We start from the raw sequence: 20,816 nt of genomic DNA, 5'->3' as shown, positions 1-20,816 counted from the left end.
CTTTTTAATTAATTGTCTCTCCGTTCCCAACACCTTCAGCGTCTGGGGTTACAAAAACTAATTTTCCTTCGGCATTGGTAGTCATCAAAATCATTCCTTGACTTTCTACTCCGCGAAGGTTTCTTGGTGCCAAATTCACTAAAACAGTTACTTTTTTACCAATGATATCTTCTGGTGCAAAACTCTCTGCAATTCCCGAAACAATGGTACGAACGTCAATTCCAGTATCTACTTTTAAGATTAAAAGTTTGTTGGCTTTTGGCATTTTCTCGGCTTCCAAAATCGTTCCTACACGCAAATCCATTTTGGCAAAATCTTCAAATTGAATTGCCTCTTTTTGTGGTTCGGTAATTGCGAGGGACGAAGCAATCTCGGCCTTATTCGCTGTTTTTGTTGCTTCCAATTTGTCTATTTGTTTTTGAATCGATTCGTCTTCTATTTTGGCAAAAAGCAATTCTGCTTCACCAATTTGGTGTCCTGCAGCTAGTAAATCGCTATGTTCAGCAATTGTATTCCAGTTCAAGGCTTGTTCTATTTTCAAAATACGCGCTAATTTTTTAGCCGTAAAAGGCAAAAATGGTTCGCAAAGCGTACTCAAAGCAGCGGCAATTTGTAGGGCTACATACATTTGGGTTTGTACACGCTCTGGATTGTCTTTGATGACTTTCCAAGGCTCTTCGTCGGCCAAATATTTGTTTCCTAAACGCGCGGCATTCATCATTTCGCCCAAAGCTTCTCTAAAACGGTAACGTTCAATAGAACTCGAAATTACCGCCGGATACGCTTTTAGTTCCGCCAAAGTTTGTTCGTCTACTTCCGAAAGTTCATTCGGTTGTGGCACGATGCCGTTGTAGTATTTATTAGTCAACACTACCACACGATTGATGAAGTTACCAAAAATCGCTACGAGTTCGTTGTTATTTCTAGCTTGAAAATCTTTCCAAGTAAAGTCGTTGTCTTTAGTTTCTGGCGCATTCGAAGTCAAAGCATAACGCAACACGTCTTGCTGATTTGGGAATTCTTCCAAATATTCGTGCAACCAAACCGCCCAGTTTTTAGAAGTCGATAATTTGTTGCCTTCCAAGTTCAAGAACTCATTGGCTGGTACATTATCAGGCAGAATATAACTTCCTTCTGCCTTCAACATCGCTGGGAAAATAATGCAGTGAAACACAATATTATCTTTTCCAATAAAGTGAACTAATTTAGTGTCTTGGTCTTTCCAATAAGGCTCCCAATTTTTTCCTTCGCGTGCCGCCCATTCTTTTGAAGAAGAGATGTAACCAATAGGCGCATCAAACCACACGTATAATTTTTTCCCTTCAGCACCTGCAACGGGTACGTCAATTCCCCAATCCAAATCACGGGTTACGGCACGAGGCTCTAATCCGCCATCAATCCAAGATTTTACTTGCCCGTACACGTTCGGTTTCCAGTCGTTTTTATGTCCAACCAAAATCCATTCTTTCAAAAAAGCTTCGTAACGATCTAAAGGTAAAAACCAGTGTTTGGTCGATTTCAAAACAGGCGTTTCTCCGGTAATGGTCGATTTCGGATTGATTAAATCCGTAGCGTTCAAGGTAGAACCACATTTTTCGCATTGGTCACCGTAAGCTTCTTCGTTGCCGCATTTCGGACAGGTTCCCGTTACAAATCGGTCTGCCAAAAATTGATCGGCTTTGGCGTCATACAATTGTTCGGTTACTTCTTCAATAAAATCGCCTTTGTCATACAAAGTTTTAAAAAATTCCGAAGCTGTTTCGTGATGAATTTTTGCCGAAGTTCTAGAGTAATTATCAAAAGAAATTCCAAAATCAACAAACGATTTACGGATAATGCCATCGTATTTATCAATTACTTCTTGAGGCGTAATGCCTTCTTTTTTGGCTTTCATCGAAATGGCAACGCCGTGTTCGTCGCTTCCGCAAACAAACAACACGTCTCTTCCTTGCAATCGTAAATAGCGAGAATAAATGTCCGAAGGCACGTAAACCCCCGCTAAATGGCCAATGTGAATAGGGCCGTTAGTATAAGGCAAGGCTGCCGTAATGGTATATCTTGTTGGATTTTCTAACATAATAACAGTTTAAAAATGCTGAAATGAATTCAGAATGAGTGCAAAAATAACTTTTTTTATCATAGGGACAACTACAACTATGGGATTGACTTTTGGAAAATCAACCACAGATTCGCAGATTTACAATAGTATTTCGTTGAATTAAAATGTTAATTTTCATTTACCTCGAACCAAGCAAAATGTATTCTATTAAGTTCTTTTAAAATCTGTGAATCTGCGGTGAAACTATTTTGAAGCGAATGCGCTCTTTGGAAAACTCTAAACTTTGTCTCGTTCTTAGCAAACATTTCCTTAAATTTGCGTGCGCAAGGCGCAAAAAATTACAGAGAGTTATAAAAATCAAGCTATGTTACAAATTGCATTTATTAGAGAGAATCAGGAAAAAGTAGTCAAAGCTTTGGCAAAAAGAAACATCGACGCCAAAGGAATTGTGGACGAAGTAGTTCAATTAGACGAGCAACGTCGCGCTACTCAAGTAGAATTAGACAACACTTTATCCGAATCTAATAAATTGTCTAAAGACATTGGCGAATTGATGAAAAGTGGCGAAAAAGCAAAAGCCGCCATTTTAAAAGAAAAGACCGTTGCGTTAAAAGAGAAAAGCAAAGATTTAGGGGAGAAAGCCGAGGCTTTAGCCGAAGAATTGACGCAGAAATTATATACCTTACCTAATTTACCAGCCGACATTGTTCCGGAAGGGAAAACACCAGAAGAAAATCTAAACGTTTTTGAAGAAGGGACTATTCCTGTTCTGCACGAAGGCGCTCAACCGCATTGGGAATTAGTAAAAAAATACGATATCATCGACTTTGAGTTGGGGGTGAAAATCACAGGGGCAGGTTTTCCGGTGTACAAAGGAAAAGGAGCGCGTTTGCAACGTGCTTTAATCAATTATTTCTTAGATAAAAATACAGCAGCAGGTTACAAAGAAATGCAAGTGCCGCATTTGGTAAACGAAGCATCAGGCTACGGGACAGGACAATTGCCAGACAAAGAAGGGCAAATGTATCACTCGACCATTGACGATTTGTATTTGATTCCAACAGCTGAGGTACCGGTAACTAACTTGTTCCGCGATGTAATTTTGAACGAAAGTGAATTGCCTATTTTGTGTACGGCTTACACGCCATGTTTCCGTCGTGAGGCGGGTTCGTATGGAGCGCACGTGCGTGGCTTGAACCGTTTGCACCAATTTGACAAAGTAGAAATTGTTCGCGTAGAGCATCCAGACAAATCCTACGAAGCGTTAGACGGTATGGTAGAACACGTGAAAAATATTTTACAAGAACTCAAATTACCATACAGAATCTTACGTTTGTGTGGTGGCGATATGGGATTCACTTCGGCATTGACCTATGATTTTGAAGTGTTTTCTACGGCACAAGACCGATGGTTGGAAATTTCTTCTGTATCTAATTTTGAGACGTTCCAAGCGAACCGTTTGAAATTGCGTTTCAAAGACAAAGACGGAAAAAACCAATTGGCACACACCTTGAACGGAAGTTCATTGGCCTTGCCAAGAGTTTTGGCAGGCATTATAGAAAACTACCAAACACCAGAAGGAATTGTAATTCCAGAAGTATTGCGTCCGTATTGCGGGTTTGATATTATAGACTAATTGCTTTTTTAATGATATTTTACGTCAGTTCGAGTGATTTTCGTCAGAAAATCGTATCGAGAACAAGTAAAATTTCATTAAAAACTATTCTCGATACATTTTTTGTATATCCAGATTATTATCTGGATATACAAAAAACACTCGAATTGACGTTTTTAATAAAGAATTTTATTCAAGAGATTCAATGAAAAAACTACTCCTACATATCAGCCTGTTTTTTTCATTGATTGGTTTCTCTCAAAACGAGCAATTAGCCCAATATTATTACGACAAAGGCGATTTTGAAAAAGCCAAAATCAGTTACGAAGAACTTTTACAGTCCGTTCCTCAAAATTACCAATACTTTATCAGAACCATTGATTGTTACCAACAATTAAAACAATTTGATGTCGCCGAAAAAGCTATTCAAACTCGATTGGACAAGTACAAACAAAGTTCGCTTTTGGTAGAACTAGGCTATAATTTCAAAATCCAACAACAGGAAGACAAAGCCCAAAAGTATTTTGAACAAGCCTTGGCTAAAATCAAATCCAATCCTAACGAAGTGTATGGCATAGCGAATTCCTTTGAGAAAAAAGTCTTGCTGGACTATGCGTTAAAAGCCTATCAAACGGCAGTGCAACTGCAACCTACTTTTAATTTCAATTACCAAATAGGCTTGTTGTATGGGCAGTTGGGCAATACGGATATGATGATTAGTACTTTCTTAGACGAGGCTTTTGTCCATCAACAGAGTACCATTTTGATTCAAAATCAGTTTTCGCGTTTTATAACAGATGAAGGCGATGCAGGCTTTTCGGCTAATTTGCGTAAAGCATTAATTACACGGACTCAAAAGAATCAAGAGGTATATTGGAACCAATTTTTGAGTTGGTTGTATGTTCAGCAAAAAGAATTCGGCAAAGCCTTTATCCAGGAAAAAGCCATTTACAAACGTAATCCTGAATCGCTGACTACGATAGTCAATTTGGCACAACTCGCCATTGAAGAAAAGGACGATGCAACAGCCAAAACTATCTTAGGGTTTGTGTTGGAAAACACCACCGAAATCGAATTACTAGTACAAGCCAATCGCTATTTGATGCAACTCAAAATCGACACGACTCCCGAAAAAGACTGGGCCGGTATCGAAACCGAATTATCAGCTTTGGTCACGAAATACGGAATCAGTCCTTTTACCTTATCTTTGCAGCTGATGCGCGCGCATTTTTTGACGTTCAATTTAAAAAAGCCCGAAGCAGGAAAGGCAATTGTTCGAACTGCATTGGAATTGCCCTTGAACGAATACGAAACGGCGCAGGCCAAAATGGAGTTGGCGGATATTTTGCTGTACGAAGCCAAATTCAATCAGGCGTTATTGTATTATTCGCAAATTGAAAACGATTTAAAGAACGATGCGGTAGCGCACGAAGCAAGTTTGAAAGCGGCTAAAACGAGTTATTTCAAAACTGATTTAGAATGGGCGTTGAAACAATTCAAAGAGTTGAAATCGGCGAGTACACAATTGATTGCGAATGACGCTTTGGAGTATTTTTTGCTCATTAATGACAATACCGTTGCCGATTCGACACAAGTGGCATTGAAGGCTTTCGCCAAAGCGGATTACCTTGGATATCAAAATCGAAATCAAGAAGCGATTCAGGGTTTTCAAGTGATTTTGAAACAATACAAAGGGCAAGAGATTGAGGCAGTTACCTTATTGCGATTGGGAAAACTATACGAGAAAACAGGCGATTTTTCATTGGCTTTGCCTCAATATCAAAATATAATAGAGCAGCATTCAGACGGAATTTATGTAGATGAAGCATTGTATTTTTCGGCAGAAATGTATAAAAATCAATTGCAATTGCCCGAAAAAGCAAAGCCATTGTATGAAAAAATAATTTTCAACCACCAAGACAGTATTTATTTTGTGGAGGCAAGGCGAAAATATAGAGAATTAAGAGGAGATAGCAATTTATAAGGAGCCCCCTAACCCCCGAAGGGGGAATTAGGAGCCAATAGATTCAGATTAAAAGAAAGTTCAAAAAACAATTTATTTAACCCTACTTAACCCCTAGTAGGATTTCCCCCTTTGGGGGTTAGGGGGCTAATATGATACTTTACAACGTAACAGTTAACATACACGAAAGCGTTCAAGACCAATGGTTACAGTGGATGCAACAAACACGAATTCCGGCTATTTTAGCAACAGGAAAATTTTCTTCGGCTAAAATTGTGAAGGTGTTGATTGAAGAAGAAATGGGAGGAACTACGTATTCTGTTCAATTTACGACGGATAGTAAAGCGACTTTGGAAAAATACTATGCAGAAGATGCACCGCAATTCCGTCAAGAAAGTTACCAGTTGTTTGGCGAAAAAATGCTGGCTTTTAGAACGGAATTAGAATTGATTTCTGAACACAATTAAAAAAATAGCGAGATTGCCTCGTGCCTCGCAATGACTCAATGGAAAAAGTAAAAGCTAAAAAACATCTCGGACAACATTTCTTAAAAGACGAAAGCATTGCCAAAGCGATTGCCGATACGTTGAGTTTAGAAGGCTACAATGATGTATTGGAAATAGGACCAGGAATGGGAGTTTTGACCAAATATTTATTGGACAAATCCACTAACACTTACGTGATTGAAATCGATACAGAATCAGTGGTGTATTTGGATGCCAATTACCCCAAGTTGAAAGATAAAATCATTTCGAAGGACTTTCTGAAATACAATATCAACGAGATTTTTGAAGGCAAGCAATTTGCCATCATTGGGAATTTTCCATACAATATTTCGACTCAAATTGTGTTTAGAACCTTGGAATTTCGCCATCAAATTCCCGAGTTTTCTGGAATGTTCCAAAAAGAAGTGGCAGAGCGCATTTGCGAGAAAAAAGGAAGCAAAACCTACGGTATTTTGTCCGTTTTGGCACAGGCTTTTTACGATGCCGAATACTTGTTTACGGTAGATGAACACGTGTTCAATCCGCCACCGAAAGTAAAATCGGGGGTGATGCGTTTGCGACGAAAAGAAGACTACAGTTTGCCTTGTGGCGAAAAATTATTCTTCACGGTAGTAAAAACGGCCTTTCAACAACGTAGAAAAACCTTGCGTAACAGTTTAAAAACCTTAAATTTGTCCGATAATTTAAGAGAAGACACCATTTTTGATCTTCGACCAGAACAACTTAGTGTTGAAGACTTTATAGCACTCACTCAAAAAATCGAAGCCGATGGAATTTAAAATCAGCAAAGAACTAATACAAGAATTAGAGCAACTCATTCAATCGAAGAACGACCAACAGCTGGAAGTTTTGTTGAATGACATGCACCATGCTGATATTGCCGAAGTGCTAGACGAGCTTGATTTTGAAGAGGCAACCTATATTTTTAAAGTTTTAGATAGTGATAAAACGGCCGAAATTCTTTTAGAATTAGAGGACGATTTACGTGAAAATATCTTAAAAGGACTTTCTCCAAAAGAAATTGCAGAAGAGCTTGATGAGTTAGAAACGAACGATGCTGCGGATATTATTGCCGAGTTATCGCAAGAAATTAAGGCAGAAGTAATTTCGGAATTACAAGACGTTGAACACGCCAAAGATATTGTTGATTTGCTTCGTTATCCAGAGGATACTGCGGGGGGAATCATGCACAAGGAGTTGGTAAAAGTGAACGAAAACTGGAATGTGTTGACTTGCGTGAAAGAAATGCGCATTCAAGCCGAAAATATTTCAAGAGTGCATTCGATTTATGTGGTAGACGATGAAGACCGTTTGAAAGGACGTTTGTCGCTTAAAGATTTATTGACTACTTCTTCGCGAACACCTATCAATGATGTCTATATCCGAAAGCTAAATTCGGTGAATGTAGATACCGAAGACGTTGAGGTGGCGCGTATCATGCAAAAATACGATTTAGAGGCCATTCCGGTGGTGGACGAATTGGGTCGTTTGGTCGGCCGAATTACCATTGACGATATTGTGGATGTCATCAAGGAAGAAGCCGACAAGGATTACCAAATGGCGGCGGGTATCACCCAAGACGTAGAAGCCGACGATAGCGTTTACGAACATACCAAAGCGCGTTTGCCTTGGCTGATTATGGGAATGCTAATTGAATTAGTAGCTTCGTATGTGTTGAAAGGCAATGAAGCGACTTCGCAAGAATTTTACACTTTGATTATTTTTATGCCTTTGCTTTCGGCTACGGCAGGGAATATTGGGGTACAAGCATCGGCAATTATTGTTCAAGGTTTAGCAAATGGTACTTTAAAAGGATTTAGTCGAGAATATTTTAGCAAAGAAATTACTGTTGCTATGATTTCCGGAACCATTATTTCCTTATTAGTTTTGGCCTATCATACCATTATGTACGGGCAATTCCAAGTAGGATTAGCCATTTCCATTTCGATTATTGTGGTGATTTTATTTGCAGCTACTTTGGGAACTTTAGTGCCTTTATTTTTACATAAAAAGAAAATTGACCCGGCTATTGCGACGGGACCCTTTATCACTACTACCAATGATGTATTTGGAATTATCTTGTATTTTACCATTGCTAAATTGATTTTGGGAGTTTAAAAGAACACACAACACAACCACTATAACTACACAACATGAACGTACACATTATTGGCGGGGGCAACTTAGGAGCCTCAATTGCCATCGGGATTGCTAAATTCACCGAAGGCAATCAAGTAACCGTAACAAGAAGAAATACAAAGAGTATTTTGCACTTAGAACAACTAGGGGTTACCGTTTCTACCGACAACAAACACAATATTCAAGAAGCAGATATTATTATTTTGACTATTAAACCGTACCAAGTAGATTCTGTTTTGGCCGAAATATTGCCTGCAATTGCCAATAAAACCATTGCTTCGGCAGTGAGTGGATTGTCAATTGAAAACTTGCAAAATAAAATTGGCGCCACCCACCAAGCGGTGCGCATCATGCCGAATATTGCTTCGCAATTTGGTGCTTCGGCGACTTGTATTGCGTTTCAAGAAAGCAATAAAGAAGCGGCTCAGAAAGTAGTTACACTTTTTGAAGGTTTAGGAACAGCGCCTATTATTGACGAAAAATTAATGGATGCGGCTACCGTTTTGGCAGCAAGCGGAACGGCATTTGCCTTGCGTTACATTCGTGCCTCAATGCAAGCGGGTATTGAAATTGGATTTGACTGGCAAACGGCTTTGGCTATTTCTGCCCAAACTGTAAAAGGCGCTGCCGAAATGCTACTAGAAGAAAAAACCCATCCAGAACAATTGATTGACCGAGTAACTACGCCTCAAGGCTGTACCATTGCTGGTTTGAACGAAATGGAATTGCACGGTTTTAGTTCGTCTTTGATTAGAGGGATTAAAACTTCGTTGAAACAGATTAAGGGGTAAATATACTTTTTAAATAAAGAGAAAGGCTGCTGTAAATAGCGGCCTTTTTTGGTTCGTTGTTTTAGCAGGCACGGATTGCAAATCCGCGCTATCAGGTTTTTAACTTTTAAAATTGCTTCATCAACTTTTCTACTTTGAGAATTGCAACTTGTAAATAAAATTAAGGAAAAGATAAAAGCAAATGTTCTCATTTATTTCGGGTTTTTAAATAGTGCATAACTCGTTTATATGCGAAACTTTCAAACTACTTTTATTCCAAATGGGCAATATTGACGAAAGTTTTGCCTGTTTTTAGTTCAATTTTTTTGATACGCTTTTCAAATGTAGCTAATTTAATGTAAAAATGGATTAATTTGAAAATTTGAAAATGAGGGGTTATTCAATTATCAAATGCTCATTCAACAACTCGACATTAAAACTCACTTTAGCGTTTAATGCTTTAAACACTTTTAGGATGGTTTCAAATCGTGCATCGGTGGTGCTGTTTTCAATTTTTGAAATCTGCGCTTTTTTTACACCCACTAATTCGCCCAGCTGTTCTTGTGTTAAGTTGCGTTCTTGTCTTGCTTGTTTAATGGCTTGACCCACTAAGTCAAGGCGCAATTCATTTTCAAATTCGTCTCGTTTTTTTGTGCCAATTTTACCTATGTAGGCATTGGTTAACTCTTCTAAACTATAGGTTTTCATGGTTTGTTGCTTTTGTTTTTAAAATACGTTTCTCTTAAATTTTTAGCGCGCTCAATTTCGTTTTTTGGAATTTTGTCAGTTTTCTTAATTAAACCGTGAGTTGAAATTACGACGGTATTGCTTTTGTCTGTTGTATCCCAAAATGCAAATAGGCGGTAATATGTTTTGTTGTACATAGTTCTAAACTCCCAAATTTCACCTTGTAATTTTTTGAAAAGTTCTTTGTCATTAGTGCTTCGTGCTTTCCAAATATTATAAATGATTTTAGCTCTCGCTTTTTCGTCAACTTCGTCCAAAAAGAGCTTTACGTCTTCTAAAAATTCTACTTTAAATTTGGGTTCTATTATTTTCATATCAAAGGTAAAAGTTTCCTAAATAAGAAACAAATTTTTAATAAAAGTTATGAAATAAATAAAAATTACGCATTCAAAATAACGAAAGCGTTATCCTAATTGCATAAGCGTTACATTTCATTATAAAAATCTGTAAAAGGAAAACGACTTGGGGTCTATTGCAGTTACAGGGGCTTTTCAAATATAAGAAAATAATGGAACAATGGAACAATTTATTTAATGTGAAAATGTTTAGGAATCAGCAGTCATCTGTGTTTTCGCAAAGCGAATCCGTTGCATCCGTGTCCAAAAAAACTATTTCTTCAAACTCATTTTCAACCACAAAAAACCCAGAGTCCCAGAAACAAACGAAGCAACCAAGATGGCTATTTTAGAATAGGTAATTACAGCTTCGCCATCGTTTTTGAAGGCCAAAAGCGTAATGAAAATAGACATAGTAAACCCAATTCCGCCTAGCATTCCGGCACCAAGAATGTGTTTCCATTGCAACTCTTTAGGAAGCGATCCAACACCTAATTTGACACATAAAAAAGCAAAAAGAGTAATTCCAATGGGTTTTCCTAAAATCAATCCCGCCATAATTCCGATTGAGTTGGTATGAATGAGTCCTTCGTGCCAATCCGAATCAACAGCAATACAAGTATTAGCGATAGCAAATAAAGGTAAAATGAAAAAGGCTACCGGGCGGTGCAAAACGTGTTGCAATCGGTAAGAAGAAGTGGTTTTTCCGCCATTCCCATACGGAATGACAAAGGCTAAAAGCACACCCGTTATCGTAGCATGAACGCCTGAATTCAGCATGCAATACCACATTAAACCCCCACCAATTAGATACGGAATCAGGTTGTGTACATTTTTTCTATTTAAAAGAAATAGCAAACCCATTACACCCAATGCCAAACCTAAATATAGAAAGGATATCGTTTCCGTATAAAATATCGCGATGACGAGAATTGCTCCCAAGTCGTCAATGACAGCCAAAGCGGTCAAGAAGATTTTTAAAGATGTTGGTACTCGATTGCCCAAAAGGGATAAGATCCCAATAGCAAATGCAATATCGGTAGCCATTGGAATTCCGGCGCCGTTTTGTGTTAGTGTACCTAAATTGAACACTAAAAAAATACCTGCAGGAAGTATCATTCCGCCAAAAGCACCAAAAATCGGTAAAGCAGCATTTTTGATGTTGGATAATTCCCCACCGTACAATTCGCGTTCCAATTCCAAACCAATTAACAAAAAGAAAAGTGTCATGAGTCCATCGTTAATCCAATGGGTAAGGGAATGATGTCCTATCTCGGTTTCCCAAAACCCAATGTAGTCCGTTTGGATAGGAGAATTGGCTAGAGTTAAAGAGATCAGCGTCACCAAAAGTAATAGTAAACCGCCTGCTTTTTCACTTTCAAAAAATTCTCGAAACAATCGGCTGGCGTTCATAGTTTTGCATTTTAATGAGATTGCCTGCAATTTACACATTTCACACCTAATTTTTTTGTTAATTTGGGTTTGCAAAACACAATCCTTTTATGGCGGTACACATTCTTCATATCGATAGCAATCATCCCTTGCTTTGGAATCAATTAGAACAAGCGGGTTTCGTGAATCACGAAGATTTTACCTCTTCCAAAGCGGAAATCGAAGCTAAAATTCACAACTACCAAGGGATTGTTATTCGTAGCCGATTTAAAATTGACAAAGCCTTTTTAGACAAAGCGACTAATTTGCAGTTCATAGCTCGAGTAGGCGCCGGACTAGAAAGTATTGATTGCGAGTATGCGCAGTCGAAAGGCATCGCACTCATTGCCGCACCCGAAGGCAATCGAAATGCAGTTGCAGAGCACAGTTTAGGAATGATTTTATCGCTTTTTAATAATCTCAACCAAGCCGATGCTGAGATTCGAGCGGGACATTGGAACCGTGAAAGCAATCGCGGACACGAATTAGACGGTAAAACGGTGGGAATTATCGGTTACGGAAATATGGGCAAGGCTTTCGCCAAAAAACTACGCGGTTTTGAGGTGGATGTTTTGTGTTATGATATTCAAGAAAATGTGGGTGATGAAAATGCCAGACAAGTTGAGTTTGCCGAATTTCAAGAAAAAGTAGACGTATTAAGTTTACATATTCCTTGGACTCCCGAAACAGATAAAATGGTTGATGCGGCATTTATTAATGGATTTGCAAAACCACTTTGGATTATCAATACGTCGCGCGGAAAAAACATTGTCACAGCGGATTTGGTTGCGGCTTTACAATCAGGGAAAGTGTTAGGCGCTGGATTGGATGTTTTAGAATATGAAAAATTGTCCTTCGAAACTTTATTCCAAGAGGCAACTACACCCGAAGCTTTTCAGTATTTGCTGAATGCTAAAAATGTTATTTTGACTCCTCATATCGCAGGTTGGACTTTTGAAAGTCACGAACGATTGGCACAAGTTATTGTTGATAAAATAAAAGCTCTTTATAGCTGATTTTTTTGCCGCAAAGGCACAAGGTCGCTAAGGTTCACAATTCAATAGAATTAATCAAATCCATAATTTGATTTTTGCTATTGCTATTGATTTTGAAATTGGTTTACTCTTCTTTCTCGCTTAATTTTCGTTCTAACTCTGCTTGAAATTCTTCCATAACAGGTTTCATAGTACTATCTGGAATGTCTTCGACACGAATGTACATCAAGCCATCAATAGCGTTATTAAATAATGGGTCTACGTTAAAAGCGACCACTCGTGCGTTTTGTTTAATGTATTTTTTAATCAAAACAGGTAAGCGTAAACTGCCAGGTTCTAATTCGTCTATGATTTTGTCAAATTTATTCAAATCAGCTTCAGTTTCGTTAAAGATAAAATCTTTATCAGCATCTTTTAATTTGACTTTGAATGCTTTTTTAGGGTGAATGTACTGGGCAATATAGGGATCGTAATAGTTTGATTTCATGAATTCAATCATCAATGATTTTGAGAAATCAGAGAATTGATTACTGATACTAACTCCTCCTAACAAAAATTTATGTTCTGGATAACGTAAAGTAGTATGGATAATTCCTTTCCAAAGTAGGAATAAAGGCATGGGTTTTTGTTGGTATTCTTTGATGATAAAAGCGCGACCCATTTCAATGGATTTACTCATCATATCATGCAATTCAGGTTCAAAACGAAATAGGTCATTCAGATAAAATCCCTCCATTCCATATTTAGGATAAATTTCAGAACCTAATCCCATACGGTAAGCTCCTGCTACTTTTTTAGCATCATCATCCCATAAAAACATATGGTGATAATATTGGTCAAATTGATCCAAATCAATTGATTCATTAGTTCCTTCTCCTACTTCTCTAAACGTAATTTCGCGTAGGCGACCGAGTTCGTGTAACACATTTGGAATTTCAGATGCTTTAGTAAAAAACACTTCGTAATTTTTACTTTGTAGTAAGCGACAGTCTGAATTTCGTAGTGCATCTACTTCGGCAATGATTTTATCTTGATTTGCCGGAGTCACTATTTCTTTAGGACTTTTGGGTAATTTTAAGTTGGGTGTTGGCAATAGTTTACTTCCTTTTTCAAAAGGATTGGCTAACATATAGGTTTTCTTTCTTAAGAATTCTGAATAGTCTTCTAATGATTGGTATTCGTTTTGCTCTGCTACCGATATCGGTTTGCCAATACGCACTTTAATGATACGGTTTTTTTGACTGAATACTTCCGAAGGTAATTTGGCTGTACGCAAGGTGCCGCTGATTTTTGAAAGTAAATAGAATAAACCACTATTTTTAGCGTGAAAATAAATAGGCACCACAGGGACTTGTGCTTTGCGAATTACTTTGATAGCACCTTCTTCCCAAGGTTTGTCTACCATTAATTTCCCATCTTTGTAGGTTGAAACCTCTCCAGCCGGAAACATACCTAACGGTTTTCCGTCGCTTAAATGACGTAATGTTTCTTTGATTCCTACTACGCTCGATTTAGCATCCTTATGATTTTCAAAAGGATTTACGGGCATGATGTATTTTTTTAAAGGTTCAATACGGTGTAAAAGGAAGTTGGCAATAATTTTGAAATTAGGCTCTCTCTCGAGCATTAATTTCAATAACAACACGCCATCAATTCCACCTAATGGATGGTTAGAGATGGTAATATAGGGTCCTTCTTTAGGAAGCCTCTTTAGGTCTTCTTCAGGAATTTCAAATTTGATTTGTAAGTCGTCAAGAACACCATTTAAGAACGCTACTTCGCTCAAATGTTTATTTCTGTCATAGACATTATTTAATTCAGAAATCTTAAGCACTTTCATCAGTACCCAGCCCGAAAATGTACCTAGGAATCCGTATTTATCCGTATTTATTGCTTTCGCAACTTCTTTAGCAGTTACTAAACCCATATCATTTTTTTTGTATTTGAGGCGATTGACAAAGATAACAAAAAACTCCATTTTCTATCTTTTCTAGTTCAAACTTCTACTTTTTTATTACATTTGAAGACAGTATTCTGCCCAATTAAGCTTTAATAAAACACTACTTTTCAATGAAGATTATTTCTTACAATGTCAATGGAATCAGGTCGGCCATTTCAAAAGGACTGCTCGAATGGTTGCAACAGGCCAATCCAGATGTTATTTGTTTTCAAGAGATTAAAGCCCAAGCCGATCAAGTACCGACCTTAGATATTGAACTAGCGGGTTATCCTTATCATTACTGGTTTCCAGCTACCAAAAAGGGGTACAGTGGCGTGGCTATTTTATCCAAAATAAAACCCAATAACATTGTTTTTGGCACCGGAATCGAACACATGGATTTTGAAGGGCGTAACCTTCGGGTGGACTTTGATGAGGTTTCGGTGATGAGTTTGTACCTACCTTCTGGAACCAATTCGGAGCGCTTGGATCATAAGTTCATGTACATGGATGATTTTCAAAACTATATTAACGATTTAAAGAAGGACGTTCCAAATTTAGTGATCTGTGGTGATTATAACATTTGCCATGAGGCAATAGATATTCATGACCCGATTCGCAATAAAAATGTATCCGGATTTTTGCCTGCCGAGCGTACTTGGCTAGACAATTTCTTGAAAAGCGGCTTCATTGATAGCTTCCGTTTTTTGAACAAAGAACCCGATAATTATACCTGGTGGACTATGCGCTTCCCCACCGCAAGATTGAATAACAAAGGCTGGCGCATCGATTATTGTTTGGTTAGCGAACCTTTGAAAAACCGAATCAAACGCGCTTTAATTTTGCCCGAAGCCAAACATTCGGATCATTGTCCGATTTTGGTAGAAATTGAGTAGTTTTGTTGGGAGCTATTTCCTGCTGTACGCTATATCTGTGCCGCCGAACTCCGTCGTCACAGGATGTCGCTCCCATCAGGGCTAGGGTCACATAAAAAAGATAAAAAGTAGTTTAATAAACATGAAATAAAAACCTCACATCATGATAAAAAAAGTTTCCATCGCATTGTTAGTATTGGCGTTAAGCACTTCTTGTGTGTCCAAAAAAATCTATACCGATTTAGAAAGCAAATACACCGATTTAAAGAAAGAAAACAGAACACTTGCAGACGAAAATGCCGCTTTGGCGAAAGCCAAAAACCAACTGGAATTAGACGGTGCAGCTTTGAAAACCGATTTGGATAAGCTAAAATCAGATTACACCAAATTGAAAGCAGAACATGAAACTAATTTAGATAAATACAAAGCGCTTCAGGATTCGTATGCGGCTCTAGAAAAAAACAGCAATGAGTCTTTGGAAAAAAACATGAAAAAGAATCGTGAATTGCTTGACGAATTAGACGAAAAAGCGAAGGCGTTAGCTCTAGAACAAGAGCAATTAGGTAAAAATGCGCAACGTTTGAAAGAACTAGAAGACATGATTGCCGCTAAAGAAGCAAGCATGAAAAAGCTAAAAGAAACCTTATCTAAAGCCCTAAATAGTTTTGAAGGAAAAGGCTTGACCGTAGAACAAAAAAACGGAAAAGTATACGTTTCAATGGAAAACAAATTGTTGTTTAGTTCAGGAAGTTGGGCGGTAAGTTCAGAAGGTAAAAAAGCCGTAGTTGAATTGGGAAAAGTACTAGGCGATAATCCAGATATTGCCGTTTTAATTGAAGGTCATACCGATGATGATGCGTTTACCGCTTCGGGACCTATTGCAGATAACTGGGATTTATCAACTAAAAGAGCCACTTCAATTGTAGGGATTTTGAGTGAAAACAAAAAAATCAACAAACAAAATTTGACTGCTGCTGGTAGAGGAGAATTCTCACCATTAGCTAGTAATACTACTGCTGAAGGAAAAGCTAAAAACCGTCGTATCGAAATTATTTTAACGCCAAGATTGGATGCCATTGCAGAAATGTTGAATGAGATTAATTAGAGTTTCAGAGTAGCAAAGTAGTAGAGTTATTGCGAGGAGGTACGACGAAGCAATCTAAAAACACAGATTGCACCAATTGCACAGATTTTATATATTAAAAAGCGCAAATTAGTTGCGCTTTTTTTTGATTTATAAATCCGTTTGAATCCGTGTTGCGGAGCATCAGTGTAATCCGTGTACCATTTTCAAACATCAATTTCACAATTGTATTAATCTTGAAATTGAGTTTGTTTTTTTGCCATTGCAATTGCCATTCCTTTGTATATTTGTTTTTCAAAAAAAGCAACATACAAACATGAAATACTCCACTATACCCAATACCGAAATTAAAGTCAGTAAAATTTGTTTAGGCACCATGACTTTTGGTGAACAAAACACCGAAGCAGAGGGTCACGCCCAAATGGATTATGCCTTGGAGCAAGGGGTTAACTTTTTTGATACAGCCGAGATGTATTCGGTGCCAGGACGTCAAGAAACCTATGGAAGCACTGAACGCATTATAGGGACTTGGTTTAAAAAGACAGGGAATCGTGACCAAGTAGTTTTGGCTACAAAGATTGCAGGACCGAATCCTGCCTTTACCTATATGCGAGAAAAAGTTGATTTTTCGCCAGCGAGTATTCAGTATGCCTTGGATCATAGTTTGCAACGTTTACAAACGGATTATATAGATATTTATCAATTGCATTGGCCAGAACGCAAAGCCAATTTCTTTGGACAACGCGGATTCAAAGCACAAGACGACGCTTGGGAAGATAATATTCACGAGGTGTTGACTAGCTTGGAAGGTTTTGTCAAACAAGGAAAAATCAAACATATTGGATTGTCTAATGAAACGCCTTGGGGCTTGATGCGCTTCTTGGAAGAACACAAGTACCACAATTTACCTAAAATCAAAACCGTACAAAATCCGTATTCGTTGTTGAATCGTTCTTTTGAAGTGGGAAATGCTGAGGTGTGTTTGCGCGAAAATGTTGGTTTGTTAGCCTATTCTCCAATGGCTTTCGGACTTTTGTCAGGAAAGTTTTTGAATGGGCAACAACATCCTACTTCTAGATTGGCCTTATTTCCTCAAATGGCTCGTTACAGCAGCCCACAATCAGCAGAAGCTACTCGTTTGTACAATGAAATTGCCCAACAACACGGATTAACTTTAACACAATTGGCATTGGCTTTTATTGAACAACAGCCCTTTGTAACCAGTACCATTATTGGTGCTACTACAATGGAACAGTTGAAAGAAAATATTGCTACCATTCAGGTAACACTTTCAGAGGAAGTGTTGAAAGCGATTGATGGTATCCAGGCGATAATTCCAGATCCTGCACCTTAGTTTCGAGGGTCGATCGTAATTAAATTATTTACCGCAGATTCGCAGATTTTGTATTGAAAAATCTGCGAATCTGCGGTTTAATTTTTCCAAATGAATTTAAAATGTATCCATTTTTAAATCAATCAATTGTTACATGGAAAATTCGTATATCGTCCTTCGCATATCGTAAATCGTCTATCTACTTATTCCTCATCCGTTTTTAGAAACTCAAAATCAAAGTCTTCTTTCGGCGGAATGGAATCTACGGCTATACCAGTGGTATCTTGCGCTTTGCGAATAGTTAAGAACGAACGCGCATTTCCGGAAAGCGATACGCCATACGGATTAATGCTGTCGCTAGCATTTAAAATGCCACGGCGCAACATTAAATTACTCAAATAGCGTTGGTTTTTTAAAGCAAAACCTTTCAGATTTCCTTGGTCGTCAAACTGATACATGAATTTCTTTGGACTCGGAATAATAGTAGCCAAGTACAAACATTCGTTAAAGGTTAAATCGGCAGGACTTTTCTGAAAGTAAAAACGGCTCGCTTCGCCAATTCCGTATACGTTGGGACCCCATTCAATAATATTGAAATAGACTTCTAACATGCGTTCTTTGCTTACAATTCGGTTGTTTTCCAAAATGTAAACCAATAGAATTTCTTCTAATTTACGCGACAAGGTTTTCTCACGAGTTAAGAACACATTTTTAATCAATTGCATACTGATAGTACTACCTCCGCGGGAGAATTTTCGCGTCTTGATATTTTTAATAATGGATTGTTTGAATGCCTCTGTAATAAATCCGCGATGTCTAAAGAAAGAAGGATCTTCAGTAGTCAAAACACATTTTTTTAAGTAAGGCGAAATCTGATCCATCGGAGTATAGTTGGGATTGGAACTACCTACAAAAATAGGACGCTGACGTACATTGTTAATAATGGCTCGGTATTCAAATTCGCCATTGAGTTTTCCTAAATTGGCTTGTCCAAAACGATAAATTCGTAAATTTTCTTTGTTCAATTTACTGTCAAAAACAATATCTTCCGGTTTGTTTTTATTGAACATAAAATCCAATTTATAATCAAAACTACCGCTAGCTAACATGCCTTGGAAATTAGTAAATAGTCCATCAGGAAGCGAAGTGATAAAATGCTGCGCTTGCATTTTTGGAATACGAATATTCATTTTATAAATGGTATCCTCTTCGGTTTCGTAAGCCAAATAGGGATGAAATTTAATCTGATTCAATTGAACCGTTGAGGTGCTATCTAAGGAGATAAAATCTTCGCCTAGCAAGAAACGGTAATCAAAACGAGCATTGCGAATGACTACATCTTTACTCGCAATTTTGGAGTGATTGACTTTTAAATTGGCAATGGACGAGTAGCCATCAATATGAAATTCATCACCATCACTTTCAATATTTTCGATATTCAAACGAATGGAATCAAAACTAGAAACCAAATGAAATCGTTCATCAAAATACGGAACTTTTATTGGTCCTCCATCCATATTGAAAAACTGAATATCAGCAGTGCGGTCTCTTGGATCAGCTTCTCCCGCAATGCGCCAACGTTGTGCAAACGTGTTGGTTTTAACGTGAATTACACTTTCTAAATCGCCACCGTCTAAGGCTAATTTTTTAATGTCAATCGTAGCTTTTTTTCCGTTGTCGTCTAATTTAAAAACTAAATTTTGGATATCCATATCCGTTGGAACTAAATTCAACAATCGGAATATAATGCGTTTTGCTAAAGCAGCGTAGTCTCTTTTTTCATCCGTTACTTCTTGATTTTTGTTCTTTTTTAAGAAAGCATCAAAGTTGCGAACATTCCCTTTTTTTATGAGTTGCACCAAACCATTTTTGATTTCTAAAGTACCCAATTGCACATCACCAATCAGCAAATGCCAAAAGCTGATACTGGTTTTCATCTTTTGAATTTTGAATAAAGTGTCGGCATGTTTGGGAGCCAAAACTACATCGGTTAGGTTTACGGCTGAAATTCCGTCAAAAGAGGCCGTTTTTATAGTAAACTTACTATCGTAATCACGATCCATTTTCACCGCTACTTTCTCTAAAGTTACTTTTAAAATTTCGTCTCTGAAATAATAAAAAGTTGCCAAAGTAGAAGCCAATAAAACCAAAAGAACTCCGAGAGTAATTCCTATTTTCTTCTTGTTGAATCTCATAAAAAAAACAAATTATTGAAGTTGTAAAGAAAGTAAAAAAAAGCCAATTTTTCAGTTGAAATTAAAAGCGATAGCACTTTTTTGGAGTGATGCAAAAATCCAGCCGAACATCCTTTTCAAAAACGTCTGTTATAGTGTTTTCGGCTTCAAAAAAAGAAAGGCCAATTTTGATGGTTTCGGGTTGGCATTCAGACAAAAATTGATCGTAAAAACCCTTGCCATAACCAACACGATTTCCAAGGGTGTCGAAAGCCAAAAGCGGCACAAACACCACTTGAATTTTGGACGAAGGCACTTCGATTCCGTCCACAGGTTCGGGAATTTGGTAGTCGTTTTTCTTGATTTTGGTATTGTCAGTTAATAGAAAATGCGTCATTTTTCGCGTGGTAAAATCGGATTTCGAAATCACAATTTCTTTGTCTTTCCCCGATAGCAAATGCAGTAAGAATTCGGTATTGACTTCTTTTTGCTCTTCAATGGGTAAAAAAACATGAAAATAGGTTTTGTCCCAGATGTCAAGTGCCAACACGCCATTGGCAATAGCCAAACTTTTTTCTTCGATTTCGGCTTCTGAAAGATTGGTGCGGAGCGCTTTGTATTGATTGCGCAGTTCGTTTTTTGTCATAATAGGCAAAAATAAGAAATCATATTATGAAATATTTTCGCCATTAAGGAATTAGTTAAATTAAGGAAATCACTTAATGAGCGGTAATTTCTTAATGGTTCCAGAATCTAAAAGTACTATTAATTTTCGCGCCGTAAAAGAAAACGCCTGATTTTGATTTGCAAAGATGTTATTTGTAAATTTGGAAACAATTCGAGCCAATACA

Annotated in this window: 17 protein-coding genes; 10 read left to right on the top strand and 7 right to left on the bottom strand. The window is 37.7% G+C overall.

The features are described 5' to 3' along the window. Positions 1-4: 4 nt before the first annotated feature. On the bottom strand, positions 5-2,077 hold the full coding sequence (metG, locus tag Q0L65_RS07845) for a methionine--tRNA ligase (RefSeq protein ID WP_296685037.1): 2,073 nt from the start codon (positions 2,075-2,077) through the stop codon (positions 5-7). A gap of 346 nt (positions 2,078-2,423) precedes the next feature. Between metG and serS the strand changes: the two genes are divergently transcribed. From serS to proC, 6 genes are all read left to right on the top strand, one after another. Further along, positions 2,424-3,695: a serine--tRNA ligase gene (gene serS / locus Q0L65_RS07840; protein WP_296685035.1), complete on the top strand. Its 1,272-nt coding sequence runs from the start codon at positions 2,424-2,426 to the stop codon at positions 3,693-3,695. 184 nt (positions 3,696-3,879) lie between these two features. Then, complete coding sequence (locus Q0L65_RS07835) at positions 3,880-5,658, top strand: tetratricopeptide repeat protein (RefSeq protein WP_296685034.1); 1,779 nt, start codon at positions 3,880-3,882, stop codon at positions 5,656-5,658. A gap of 131 nt (positions 5,659-5,789) precedes the next feature. Continuing rightward, the gene (locus tag Q0L65_RS07830; RefSeq protein WP_296685032.1) at positions 5,790-6,104 is read left to right on the top strand and encodes a DUF4286 family protein; all 315 of its coding nucleotides are present in this window, start codon (positions 5,790-5,792) and stop codon (positions 6,102-6,104) included. Positions 6,105-6,142: 38 nt separating this feature from the next. After that, positions 6,143-6,922, top strand: coding sequence for a 16S rRNA (adenine(1518)-N(6)/adenine(1519)-N(6))-dimethyltransferase RsmA (gene rsmA / locus Q0L65_RS07825; protein ID WP_296685031.1), 780 nt, complete (start codon positions 6,143-6,145; stop codon positions 6,920-6,922). After that, positions 6,912-8,261, top strand: a complete 1,350-nt coding sequence (mgtE, locus tag Q0L65_RS07820; RefSeq protein ID WP_296685029.1) for a magnesium transporter — start codon at positions 6,912-6,914, stop codon at positions 8,259-8,261. The genes rsmA and mgtE overlap by 11 nt, the downstream gene beginning before the upstream one ends. Positions 8,262-8,296: 35 nt before the next feature. Then, a complete protein-coding gene (proC, locus tag Q0L65_RS07815) occupies positions 8,297-9,073 on the top strand; it encodes a pyrroline-5-carboxylate reductase (protein WP_296685027.1) in 777 nt (258 codons plus the stop codon). A gap of 375 nt (positions 9,074-9,448) precedes the next feature. Here the strand turns inward: proC and Q0L65_RS07810 are convergent, their stop codons facing one another. The 3 genes from Q0L65_RS07810 to nhaA form a co-directional block, all read right to left on the bottom strand. Then, positions 9,449-9,760: a helix-turn-helix transcriptional regulator gene (locus tag Q0L65_RS07810; protein WP_296685025.1), complete on the bottom strand. Its 312-nt coding sequence runs from the start codon at positions 9,758-9,760 to the stop codon at positions 9,449-9,451. Beyond that, complete coding sequence (locus Q0L65_RS07805; RefSeq protein ID WP_296685024.1) at positions 9,757-10,113, bottom strand: type II toxin-antitoxin system RelE/ParE family toxin; 357 nt, start codon at positions 10,111-10,113, stop codon at positions 9,757-9,759. Before Q0L65_RS07805 ends, Q0L65_RS07810 begins: the two co-directional genes overlap by 4 nt. Positions 10,114-10,407: 294 nt before the next feature. Then, complete coding sequence (gene nhaA, locus Q0L65_RS07800) at positions 10,408-11,547, bottom strand: Na+/H+ antiporter NhaA (protein WP_296685022.1); 1,140 nt, start codon at positions 11,545-11,547, stop codon at positions 10,408-10,410. 89 nt (positions 11,548-11,636) lie between these two features. Between nhaA and Q0L65_RS07795 the strand changes: the two genes are divergently transcribed. Next, positions 11,637-12,581, top strand: coding sequence for a 2-hydroxyacid dehydrogenase (locus tag Q0L65_RS07795; protein ID WP_296685021.1), 945 nt, complete (start codon positions 11,637-11,639; stop codon positions 12,579-12,581). Between the two features lie 103 nt (positions 12,582-12,684). Here Q0L65_RS07795 and Q0L65_RS07790 read toward each other — a convergent pair whose 3' ends face one another. After that, positions 12,685-14,487, bottom strand: a complete 1,803-nt coding sequence (locus tag Q0L65_RS07790; RefSeq protein WP_296685019.1) for a GNAT family N-acyltransferase — start codon at positions 14,485-14,487, stop codon at positions 12,685-12,687. A gap of 143 nt (positions 14,488-14,630) precedes the next feature. Between Q0L65_RS07790 and Q0L65_RS07785 the strand changes: the two genes are divergently transcribed. The 3 genes from Q0L65_RS07785 (at position 14,631) to Q0L65_RS07775 (ending at position 17,812) form a co-directional block, all read left to right on the top strand. Continuing rightward, positions 14,631-15,395: an exodeoxyribonuclease III gene (locus tag Q0L65_RS07785; protein WP_296685018.1), complete on the top strand. Its 765-nt coding sequence runs from the start codon at positions 14,631-14,633 to the stop codon at positions 15,393-15,395. Between the two features lie 142 nt (positions 15,396-15,537). After that, positions 15,538-16,479 (top strand): OmpA family protein, encoded by a 942-nt coding sequence (locus Q0L65_RS07780; protein ID WP_296685016.1) that lies wholly within the window; start codon positions 15,538-15,540, stop codon positions 16,477-16,479. Positions 16,480-16,774: 295 nt separating this feature from the next. Continuing rightward, positions 16,775-17,812 carry an NADP(H)-dependent aldo-keto reductase gene (locus tag Q0L65_RS07775; RefSeq protein WP_296685014.1) on the top strand — a complete coding sequence of 346 codons (1,038 nt, stop codon included), beginning with the start codon at positions 16,775-16,777 and terminating at the stop codon, positions 17,810-17,812. A 182-nt stretch (positions 17,813-17,994) separates the two neighbouring features. Here the strand turns inward: Q0L65_RS07775 and Q0L65_RS07770 are convergent, their stop codons facing one another. Further along, entirely contained in the window at positions 17,995-19,986 is a 1,992-nt protein-coding gene (locus tag Q0L65_RS07770) for a transglycosylase domain-containing protein (RefSeq protein WP_296685013.1), read from the bottom strand. A 61-nt stretch (positions 19,987-20,047) separates the two neighbouring features. Then, on the bottom strand, positions 20,048-20,611 hold the full coding sequence (locus Q0L65_RS07765; RefSeq protein ID WP_296685011.1) for a 5-formyltetrahydrofolate cyclo-ligase: 564 nt from the start codon (positions 20,609-20,611) through the stop codon (positions 20,048-20,050). Between the last annotated feature and the right edge of the window lie 205 nt (positions 20,612-20,816).

The sequence above is a fragment of the Flavobacterium sp. genome (assembly GCF_024642105.1).
GTDB lineage: Bacteria > Bacteroidota > Bacteroidia > Flavobacteriales > Flavobacteriaceae > Flavobacterium.
This window is presented reverse-complemented; position numbering and strand designations above follow the sequence as displayed.

Coding starts and splice junctions, on each gene's coding strand:
- metG (WP_296685037.1), bottom strand. CDS start 2,077: ATGTTAGAAAATCCAACAAGATATACCATTACGGCAGCCTTGCCTTAT.
- serS (WP_296685035.1), top strand. CDS start 2,424: ATGTTACAAATTGCATTTATTAGAGAGAATCAGGAAAAAGTAGTCAAA.
- Q0L65_RS07835 (WP_296685034.1), top strand. CDS start 3,880: ATGAAAAAACTACTCCTACATATCAGCCTGTTTTTTTCATTGATTGGT.
- Q0L65_RS07830 (WP_296685032.1), top strand. CDS start 5,790: ATGATACTTTACAACGTAACAGTTAACATACACGAAAGCGTTCAAGAC.
- rsmA (WP_296685031.1), top strand. CDS start 6,143: ATGGAAAAAGTAAAAGCTAAAAAACATCTCGGACAACATTTCTTAAAA.
- mgtE (WP_296685029.1), top strand. CDS start 6,912: ATGGAATTTAAAATCAGCAAAGAACTAATACAAGAATTAGAGCAACTC.
- proC (WP_296685027.1), top strand. CDS start 8,297: ATGAACGTACACATTATTGGCGGGGGCAACTTAGGAGCCTCAATTGCC.
- Q0L65_RS07810 (WP_296685025.1), bottom strand. CDS start 9,760: ATGAAAACCTATAGTTTAGAAGAGTTAACCAATGCCTACATAGGTAAA.
- Q0L65_RS07805 (WP_296685024.1), bottom strand. CDS start 10,113: ATGAAAATAATAGAACCCAAATTTAAAGTAGAATTTTTAGAAGACGTA.
- nhaA (WP_296685022.1), bottom strand. CDS start 11,547: ATGAACGCCAGCCGATTGTTTCGAGAATTTTTTGAAAGTGAAAAAGCA.
- Q0L65_RS07795 (WP_296685021.1), top strand. CDS start 11,637: ATGGCGGTACACATTCTTCATATCGATAGCAATCATCCCTTGCTTTGG.
- Q0L65_RS07790 (WP_296685019.1), bottom strand. CDS start 14,487: ATGGGTTTAGTAACTGCTAAAGAAGTTGCGAAAGCAATAAATACGGAT.
- Q0L65_RS07785 (WP_296685018.1), top strand. CDS start 14,631: ATGAAGATTATTTCTTACAATGTCAATGGAATCAGGTCGGCCATTTCA.
- Q0L65_RS07780 (WP_296685016.1), top strand. CDS start 15,538: ATGATAAAAAAAGTTTCCATCGCATTGTTAGTATTGGCGTTAAGCACT.
- Q0L65_RS07775 (WP_296685014.1), top strand. CDS start 16,775: ATGAAATACTCCACTATACCCAATACCGAAATTAAAGTCAGTAAAATT.
- Q0L65_RS07770 (WP_296685013.1), bottom strand. CDS start 19,986: ATGAGATTCAACAAGAAGAAAATAGGAATTACTCTCGGAGTTCTTTTG.
- Q0L65_RS07765 (WP_296685011.1), bottom strand. CDS start 20,611: ATGACAAAAAACGAACTGCGCAATCAATACAAAGCGCTCCGCACCAAT.